Below are 8,341 nucleotides of genomic sequence, written 5' to 3' on the forward strand. Positions count from 1 at the left end.
GGAGTCAAGCGATATGGAAAACAATTTGGAGAACCTGACCATTGGCGTTTTCGCCAGGACGGCCGGGGTCAATGTGGAGACCATCCGGTTCTATCAGCGCAGGGCTTGCTCCCGGAACCGGACAAGCCTTACGGCAGCATTCGCCGCTATGGCGAGACGGATGTAACGCGGGTGCGCTTCGTGAAATCAGCCCAGCGGTTGGGCTTCAGCCTGGATGAGATCGCCGAGCTGCTGCGGCTGGAGGATGGCACCCATTGCGAGGAAGCCAGCAGCCTGGCCGAGCACAAGCTCAAGGACGTGCGCGAGAGGATGGCTGACCTGGCGCGCATGGAGGCCGTGCTGTCTGATTTGGTGTGCGCCTGCCATGCGCGGAAGGGAACGTTTCCTGCCCGCTGATTGCGTCACTGCAAGGGAAGAAAGAACCGCGCAGTGCGGACGCGGTGTAGCCCGAGGAACTACGCCTTAGCGTGCTTTATTTTCCGTTTTCTGAGGCGACTCCAACGTCAGAAAAGACCGTGCGGTCGACTTTTGATATTTCGTGCTGTCGCCTTCTGAAAGTGACAGCGGCCGTCCTTGCCCATCGACCAGACGCTGCTGACCTGGTTTTCCAGCAAGGGCAGGTGGGCGCTCAGCGCATCCGGCGATGCACTGGCCAGCGCCGTGCGTTCGCGAGTTCGCCAGCGCTGATGCCAGAGCTTCTTGTCCTCGCGCTCGCTGCGGCGTCGTGTGCCCAACGATGGGTGTCTTGCGGCGGCTGCGACTCATAACGTGTCTGTCTCCCAGAACATTCAGGACTGATCCCAGGCGTCGATGGTCAAGACCAGATCGGCAGGACAGGCGGCCACACGGTCGGCATGCACTTCGACCTTTCCCATCCAGCCGGGCGGCTGGGCGTATTCCTCGCTTTCGTCGATACCGAAAATCCAGACGCCATCCTTGGACGGCTGGATGCCGCCGCCCTCAATCAGCGGCAGCACGTCGGCAGCGCGAGCGGTGTAGCGGTTTGGGTAGCCGCCTCCGGCGAGCTTGGCAGCCGTGCCCGCTTCCGTCAGGCGCTCAATCCAGCGGATGCCGTCCGCGCCTGTCTCCCACTGCGCCAGGATGGCCGCACGGCGGGCCTCCTGGTCGGCGCGGTCGCGTTCCTCAGGGCTTTGCGTCGATATGACGATCCACCAGCCGATCATTCGGCACCGTCCAATCCGCCGTAGTACAGGCTGTCCGGGTACAGCGCCGTCAACCGCGACAGCGTGTCCTGTATCTCTTCCAGCTTGGTCATCATGTAGGAAACCTGCTCGTCCAGATCACCGGCCAGCTCGAACAGGTCGGCAACCTGGCTGCGCGATCCCTCGTTGATGACGGCCATCGCCAGTTGGTGCAACTTCAGCAGGTCGGTGCGAAGCTGCGGCGGGGCGGCGTCTTCGCCATCGTTGAGATCGTCGCGCAGCTCGTCCATGGCATCGACCGCACGCAACAGCGAATGCGTCTCGAAATTCTCCGGAGACAGCTTGTCCCATTCTTCGTCGGTAATGCGCGCGGCCATCGTGACGTTCCTGGTCAGGCGGTGGCGAGCGTCAGGTGCCCGACCGGCTCGGATGCCGGGCGCACCTTGATTTCGATGTCGTAACCGAGGCGATTCAGGCAGTCCATCAGCTTGCGCTCGGACAGGTTGGTGAAATCGCCGTGCATCATGCCCGACACCTTCGGTTGCGGGATGCCCATGCGCTTGGCCGCGGCTTGTTGTGTCAAGCCAAGCGCACGCATCGCTTTCCTGATCTCGACTACCAGGCCGGTTTTGATTTTCAGTTTCTCGGCATCGGGCAGTCAAGGTCGGCAAAGACGTTGCCCGAGCTGCGTTGAACCTCGACGCCTTCAATGATTCGTTTTGCATTTCGTAGCTCCTGTGCCAATGCTTCGGCCACCTTCAGCCGAGCGCGGATGATGTCCATGTCCACCTTTGGCGTGGCGATCCCGCTCTTGCTCTTCTTCTGGAAGCAGTGCAGGACGAACACCGCTTCCGCAAACTTCACCGTGTAGACCGCCCGATACGTGCCACCGGCATCGTCTTCGATGACTTCCAGCACACCGGCACCGCCAAAGCCCTTGAGCACCTTGGCCGCGTCGTCCTGGTCGCCCATCTGCGCCAGCGACAGCGCGTAACCGAAACGCCGACGCACGTCCGGCGGCAACGCCATCAGATCCTTGTAGCTGCTCGCGATCCATTCGAGCGGTTTTCTTTGTCGGTCATGATGGCATCTTATACCTGTTCAGGTAATTTCACAAGTACGGCAGGTTCAAGGGGCATGTCGTGAAACACTTGTTTTACGACACCTCCGCAAAAGTCATGTGCACCAACCCATGGATGGCCTCAAAATTGTGCGGAAAACTCTGTCGCCACGCGCTACCATACGGAAACCTATTTCTGATGGTTATCCGCCTATGTTGATTGGCTACATGCGCGTGTCGTCTGACACCGACCGACAGAGCACGAACTTGCAGCGCGATGCACTGCTCGCCGCCGGCATCGATCCGCGTCACCTGTTCGAGGATCACGCCTCAGGCGCGAAGGATGACCGCGCCGGCCTGGCGCAGGCGCTGGAATTCGTCCGGCCCAGTGACGTGCTGGTCGTGTGGAAGCTCGACCGGCTCGGCCGCTCGCTGTCGCATCTGCTTGGCATCGTGACCTCACTCAAGGATAAGCGGGTGGCGTTCCGCTCGCTGACGGAGAACCTGGACACCACGACGCCATCGGGCGAGTTCCTATTTCAGGTGTTCGGCGCACTCGCGCAATATGAGCGCGCCTTGATCCAGGAGCGCGTCGTCGCGGGGCTGACCGCCGCGCGCAAACGCGGTCGGATCGGCGGCCGACCACCTGCCATCGTTGGCGAGAAACTGGACGCCATCATTGCCGCGCTCGATGGCGGCATGTCCAAGGCGGCGGTGTGCCGTAACTTCAATGTCAAGCGCACCACCTTGATCGAAACGCTGGCGCGGGTCGGCTGGCCCGCACCATCGCAACCAGGAGCGTAGGGGCATGGCGGACGGCAACGCGGAAGATCAGTGGCTGTTGGCACCGGCCGAACGCGAGCTGGTGATGACCAGAACCGAGCGACCCGGCTGGGCTTTGCCATCCTGCTGACCTTCTTCCGCGAGCGCGGCCGTTTCCCGCGCGACGAAACCGAAGTCGAGGCACAGGGCATAGCCGCGCTCGCCAAACAATTAGACGCACCCGCGCCCATTGACGGCGAAGCCTTCCTCACGGGCCGCACTGCCGAGCGGTTGCGCGGCGAAATCCGTGCGCGTTTCGGCTTCCGCGAAGCGACGGTGGCCGACGCTGAGCTGCTGACGGAGTGGCTGCGCGATCATGTTGCCGGAGAAGTCGGCGGTGACATCGAGCCGATGATCGAACGGCTGGAAGGACGTTGCCGCGAACTCGCCATTGAACCTCCGACACCAGACCGGATGGAGCGCATCGCGCGTAGCGCGTTGCGTGCCCACGAACCGCTTTCATAACGGAGTCCATGAGCGGCTGCCGCCCGCAACCCGCGAACGCCTGGATGCCTTGCTGCGCCCCGAAAAATCGGGCCACGGGGAGAGCGCCGTTGAAGATGCTCAAGGCGAAGCCGCAGGCAGCGCGCCGGCCGTTCTGCTGAAACTGCGCGGCAGTCCCGGCCGCCCAAGTCTTGCCAGCATGCAGGACGAGTTGGCGAAGCTGGAACTGATCCGGGGCATCGACCTTCCCGCCGATCTATTCGACCAAGCTTCGCCGCGCGATCTGGAGCGCTGTCGCCAGCGTGTGTCGGTCGAGGTTCCCCGCGATCTGCGCCGGCATCCCGATGCCGCGCGCCTCACTTGGCTGGCCGCTTTCGTCTACCTGCGCGCCCGCAGCTGACCGATGACCTGGTGGACTTGTTGATCGAAACCATCCACCAGATCGGCGCGCGTGCCGAGCGCAAGGTCGAGCGCGAACTGCTGGAAGATCTCAAGCGCGTGTCCGGCAAGCAGAACCTGCTGTTCAACCTGGCCGACGCTACGTTGGCCCAGCCGGATGGCGTGGTGCGCGACGTGGTGTTTCCGGTGGTCGGCGAGCAGACGCTGCGCGATCTGGTCAAGTGGAAGGCCACCGGCCCGACCTATCGCATCACGCTGCGCACGGTGATCCGCAATTCGTACCAGGGGCACTACCGGCGCATGGTGCCGACCTTGCTGGCCGCGCTGGAATTCCGTTCCAACAACGACCGCCACCGCCCGGTGATGGATGCACTCGACTTGGTGAAGCGCTTTGCCGACACCAAGGTGCACGTTTTCCCGGCTGACGTGGATGTGCCGCTCGATGGCGTGGTACGCGGCCTATGGCGCGAAGCCGTGATGGAGAAGGACGCCGCCGGCCGGGATCGCGTCAACCGCGTCACCTATGAAATCGCGGTGCTGGAAGCGCTGCGCGAGCGGCTGCGCTGCAAGGAAATCTGGGTGGTCGGCGCAAACCGCTACCGCAACCCCGACGACGATCTGCCGACCAACTTCGAGCAAAACCGCGAGGACTACTACCGGGCGCTGAGTCTGCCGCTCGATGCGGAGCGTTTCATCGCCGACTTGCAAGCCGAGATGCGCGAGGCGCTGTCCACCTTCGACGCCGGCGAGAAGAGACCCATTCGTCCGGCTGAGCAGCAAGGGCGGTGGCTGGATCACGCTGACGCCACTTGATGCGCAACCCGATCCGCCCAATCTGACTGCGCTCAAGGCCGAACTCAACGCCATCTGGCCGATGACCAGCCTGCTCGATATGGTCAAGGAAACCGATCTACGGCTGAGCTTCACCGATGCCCTGAAAAGCCCGACCTCCTACGAGACGATGGATCGCTCGGTGTTGCAGCCGCGCTGCTGCTGTGTCTGCACGGCCTGGGCACCAATGCCGGCTTGCAGCGCATGGCCGGACTGGATTCCGGCACCACGGCACGCGACTTGGCTTATGTGCGCCGCCGTTACATCAGCGTGGACGCGATGCGTCGCGCGATTGCCATCGTCGCAGACGGCACACTGCATGCCCGCAACCCAGTGATCTGGGGTAGCGGCACCACCGCCTGCGCGTCGGACTCCAAACACTTCGGCGCATGGGATCAGAACCTCACCACGCAATGGCACGTCCGCTACGGCGGGCGCGGTATCATGATCTACTGGCACGTCGAGCGCAGCTCGCTGTGCATCCATTCGCAGCTCAAGTCGCCGTCGTCGTCGGAAGTGGCGTCAATGATCGAGGCGTGATCCACCATTGCACCGAGATGGAGGTGGATCGGCAGTATGTCGATTCGCACGGCCAGAGCACGGTCGCGTTCGCCTTCTGCCGACTGCTCGGCTTCCAGTTGCTGCCCCGGTTGAAGGCGATCCACTCACAGAAGCTGTACCGGCCGGAAACCGGCAAGGCCGATGCCTACGCCAACCTGCAACAGATTCTGACCAAGCCCATCGACTGGGACTCGGTGCGGCAACAGTACGACCAGATGGTCAAGTACGCCACCGCGCTACGCCTAGGGACGGCGGAAACCGAAGCCATTCTACGACGCTTCACCAAGAAGAACGTACATCCGACCTACAAGGCGTTCGCTGAGTTGGGTAAAGCGATCAAGACCATTTTCCTGTGCCGCTACCTGCACGACGAGGCGCTGCGCCGGGAAATCAACGAGGGGCTGAACGTGGTCGAGCAGTGGAACGGCGCGACAGACTTCGTATTCTTCGCCCGCCGTGGCGAGATGGCGAGCAACCGCCGCGAGGATCACGAAGTCAGCATGCTCGCGCTGCACCTGATCCAGAACTGCATGGTCTATATCAACACGCTGATGATCCAGAAGGTCTTGGCCCTGCCGCACTGGCAAGGCAGGTTCACGCCGCGCGACTACGCCGCCCTGACGCCGCTGATATGGGAACACGTCAACCCATATGGGCGGTTCGACCTGGACATGAATACCCGGCTTGATCTGCCGTGATCGAGATGGCGGTTGATGACACGACTGCTTGTTCTACCCCAGGTAAGGACTGACGTCTCGTGTCATCAGCGTGAATTAAACAGCTCCTCGTTTACGTCGACGACCCGGTCGTAGTAGGCCGAGGGTTTCATTCAGCCCTCGTCAGTGAATTCGGTGAATGCCTTGGCGACACTCGATTGGTTTGGGATGGTGATCATGCGCATCCAGCGACCCAGGATTCGCATCTGGTTCACCGCGTTGAAACTTTGGCTGCCGCCGAAACTTGCATAACCGCCAGAGTTTTCCCTTGGGTCGGACGGACGGCCCCGATCGACAGGGAATCAATCAATCTGCGTTTTCATGATGCCCGTCATGGCTCCGTGTCGTTCTGGCGAACACCAGATCATCCCTTCGGCCCACGCTGCAAGCTTGCGCAGATCCTGGACCTTGGGGTGCGTTTCGGGCTCGCTGTCGGCCAGCGGGAGTCCAGCAGGATCGAAGATCTTGACTTCGCCTCCCATGGCCTGAAGAAGACGTGCCGCTTCGAGGATCAGAAGCCGGCTGTACGAACGCTCACGCAAGGATCCGTAGAGCAGCAGGAAGGTGGCAGGGGTCGAGACAGGACGCGACCGCCAGTCGTCGCTCGGTACCCAGCTCTGCCGGCCGTCCGAAAGTTCCTTGAGATGAAAGGACAATGCACTGCGCGAAACGCCCAAACCTAGCGCCATCGTGCCCGGAGTCAAGCCTAAACGGCCGGCGACCACCAGCGCGAGCCCCCTCCCCCATTCCGCATCCAGAAGCCCAGAAGCCTTCGGCGGGCAGGACAGCATCGACCCGCGTGACACCCGGCGGTACCTGTGCCGCTTCATCGATGGCGCGTAGTCCGCAGCGCACCATCCTCGGACCGAAGCTCAGGGCAGGGTGCTGCCCTCAGGGAACCCTGGTTCCTCATGCGGTGGGAATCAGCGTCCCAGCAGGGCTGAGGCGACGATGCTGACGCCGGTGGCGAGAAGCAACACACAGACGGTCCTGAGCACCGTCTCGCGTCGCCAGCGGGGGGGATAGCGTCGCAGCAGCCAAGATGTCCCCAGCACCGCAGGGGCGGCGAGCAGGATCATCTTCACCGCAACCAGGCTGAACTGTCCCGTTGCCAGGACGACGACAATCCGCATCGCGCTCATCGTGGTCAGCGCGGCGACCAAGGTGGCCCGCAGTGCTTCCATTGGCATGGGCTGTCGGTAGAAGTGGTACACAAGCGGGGGCCGCCGGCCGAAACAGGCCGCCCAGCAGTCCCGAGAGCAGGCCGAAACCGCCGAACCAGATGCCGCTGGACCGTACTGGCAGCACGTTTCCCGGCCGCAACATGGTGATCGCGCACGCGAATGGTCACGCCAAGCGTCACGCCCAACACGGTCATGACGTTTGCGCTCAGCCACTTTAGCAACATCACACCCGCGAGAACCCCCGGCGCGGATCCAGCCACCGCCTCGAGATAGGCAGTACGGTCGACGTGTCTCAGCGAGGTGCGCAGCATTGCCGCCGCGCCCAGCACGGCCAGCGTGGTTGCCACGTTCGCCAGGTCCGTCACGGGCGCAAGCTGGAAGAGTCCGGCGAGCCCAAGCAGTAGCACGAACGCGAAGCCTGTCAGCCCCTGCGCCAGGGTCGCGACCACCACGAAAGCGATGAACAGTGCGACCTGGGCGCCGCTCATGCGCCCCTCTCGCCACGAAAGTGCAATCCCTGGCGACCGGAAATGATCTGGAGTGTCCTCAGCACCTGCATGCCTTGCGAAGCCAGCAGAATGATGTGCATTCGTTGTATGTTCATGCGTTCAAAGGTGTTCACCATTCGACAGCATTCGATCTCGGACCTATCACATGCCGAACGCTCGCGGAAGGCATCTAGCCCTGGCTCAATGTTCAGTCGAACGGAGGCTCAATTGGCTCGGCGGCGACACCTTGGGCATTCGTCGCGTACGAACTCGCTGTGTATGCCCAACAGGAAGGCTGAACGGTTCGTGCAAACCAACCTGCGCGAGTGGGCGTACGTCCGCCCTTATGAGAGTTCAGCGAGCGCGGAGCCGCGGCCTCTTACTGACGGCAACTGGCTTCGCCAACACTCCGTTGAGAATCGCAAGCCGCCCATCAGGAGGATTCGCGCGTGAACAACGCCTTGGGATTCGACATTTAGAGCGGCAGATGCGTAATGCATCGAGAACGCGTCTCCAGTTGCGATGGACGCTGAAGCGCCAGCCGCTCCCGACCCGGACCAGCTCGTCCAGGTAGCGGCCGACCGCGAAGAGACTGGTCTCCCCGGGCAAGGTGCGAAACACCGAGAACGCGGTTTCTCCACGCGCCTCGTCACCCGTCACGCTCACCAGCGGC

General features: G+C 62.6%; 6 protein-coding genes and 7 pseudogenes. 4 read left to right on the plus strand and 9 right to left on the minus strand.

Annotated features, from left to right (window positions below; translation table 11 throughout):
* Window positions 1–13 precede the first annotated feature (13 nt).
* Window positions 14–446: pseudogene (merR, locus tag L3V85_RS36950) on the plus strand (Hg(II)-responsive transcriptional regulator).
* Between the two features lie 84 nt (window positions 447–530).
* On the opposite strand, the pseudogene L3V85_RS36955 reads toward merR, so the two are convergent.
* The 5 genes and pseudogenes from L3V85_RS36955 to L3V85_RS36975 all read right to left on the minus strand — a co-directional run.
* A pseudogene (locus L3V85_RS36955) lies at window positions 531–765 on the minus strand (hypothetical protein); the annotation flags it as partial.
* Window positions 766–788: 23 nt separating this feature from the next.
* The gene (locus L3V85_RS36960; RefSeq protein ID WP_237677459.1) at window positions 789–1,184 is read right to left on the minus strand and encodes a hypothetical protein; all 396 of its coding nucleotides are present in this window, start codon (window positions 1,182–1,184) and stop codon (window positions 789–791) included.
* Entirely contained in the window at window positions 1,181–1,540 is a 360-nt protein-coding gene (locus tag L3V85_RS36965; RefSeq protein ID WP_196996156.1) for a transposase, read from the minus strand. Before L3V85_RS36965 ends, L3V85_RS36960 begins: the two co-directional genes overlap by 4 nt.
* A 14-nt stretch (window positions 1,541–1,554) precedes the next feature.
* Window positions 1,555–1,907: pseudogene (locus tag L3V85_RS36970) on the minus strand (helix-turn-helix domain-containing protein).
* Window positions 1,881–2,192, minus strand: a pseudogene (locus L3V85_RS36975) (type II toxin-antitoxin system RelE/ParE family toxin); the annotation flags it as partial. The pseudogenes L3V85_RS36975 and L3V85_RS36970, both read right to left, overlap by 27 nt.
* A 244-nt stretch (window positions 2,193–2,436) precedes the next feature.
* Between L3V85_RS36975 and L3V85_RS36980 the strand changes: the two are divergent.
* Window positions 2,437–3,027, plus strand: coding sequence for a recombinase family protein (locus L3V85_RS36980; RefSeq protein ID WP_196996159.1), 591 nt, complete (start codon window positions 2,437–2,439; stop codon window positions 3,025–3,027).
* 4 nt (window positions 3,028–3,031) lie between these two features.
* Window positions 3,032–5,978, plus strand: a pseudogene (locus L3V85_RS37590) (Tn3 family transposase).
* A 39-nt stretch (window positions 5,979–6,017) separates the two neighbouring features.
* Here the strand turns inward: L3V85_RS37590 and arsH are convergent.
* The 3 genes and pseudogenes from arsH to L3V85_RS37015 form a co-directional block, all read right to left on the minus strand.
* Window positions 6,018–6,652: pseudogene (gene arsH / locus L3V85_RS37005) on the minus strand (arsenical resistance protein ArsH); the annotation flags it as partial.
* A 267-nt stretch (window positions 6,653–6,919) separates the two neighbouring features.
* Window positions 6,920–7,180 (minus strand): hypothetical protein, encoded by a 261-nt coding sequence (locus L3V85_RS37010; protein ID WP_237677463.1) that lies wholly within the window; start codon window positions 7,178–7,180, stop codon window positions 6,920–6,922.
* Complete coding sequence (locus L3V85_RS37015) at window positions 7,144–7,668, minus strand: hypothetical protein (RefSeq protein WP_237677464.1); 525 nt, start codon at window positions 7,666–7,668, stop codon at window positions 7,144–7,146. Before L3V85_RS37015 ends, L3V85_RS37010 begins: the two co-directional genes overlap by 37 nt.
* 241 nt (window positions 7,669–7,909) lie before the next feature.
* Between L3V85_RS37015 and L3V85_RS37020 the strand changes: the two are divergent.
* Window positions 7,910–8,121, plus strand: a pseudogene (locus L3V85_RS37020) (IS481 family transposase); the annotation flags it as partial.
* On the opposite strand, the gene L3V85_RS37595 reads toward L3V85_RS37020, so the two are convergent.
* Window positions 8,023–8,341 (minus strand): nuclear transport factor 2 family protein (locus tag L3V85_RS37595; RefSeq protein WP_423838534.1); only part of this gene is annotated, 319 nt, incomplete at its 5' end. The pseudogene L3V85_RS37020 and the gene L3V85_RS37595 overlap by 99 nt on opposite strands.

The sequence above is a fragment of the Variovorax paradoxus genome, from assembly GCF_022009635.1.
Lineage (GTDB): Bacteria > Pseudomonadota > Gammaproteobacteria > Burkholderiales > Burkholderiaceae_C > Variovorax.

Excerpts from the sequence above, each read along its gene's own strand:
- L3V85_RS36965 (WP_196996156.1), bottom strand. The coding sequence starts at position 1,540 with ATGGCCGCGCGCATTACCGACGAAGAATGGGACAAGCTGTCTCCGGAG.
- L3V85_RS36980 (WP_196996159.1), top strand. The coding sequence starts at position 2,437 with ATGTTGATTGGCTACATGCGCGTGTCGTCTGACACCGACCGACAGAGC.
- L3V85_RS37015 (WP_237677464.1), bottom strand. The coding sequence starts at position 7,668 with ATGAGCGGCGCCCAGGTCGCACTGTTCATCGCTTTCGTGGTGGTCGCG.
- L3V85_RS37010 (WP_237677463.1), bottom strand. The coding sequence starts at position 7,180 with ATGGAAGCACTGCGGGCCACCTTGGTCGCCGCGCTGACCACGATGAGC.
- L3V85_RS36960 (WP_237677459.1), bottom strand. The coding sequence starts at position 1,184 with ATGATCGGCTGGTGGATCGTCATATCGACGCAAAGCCCTGAGGAACGC.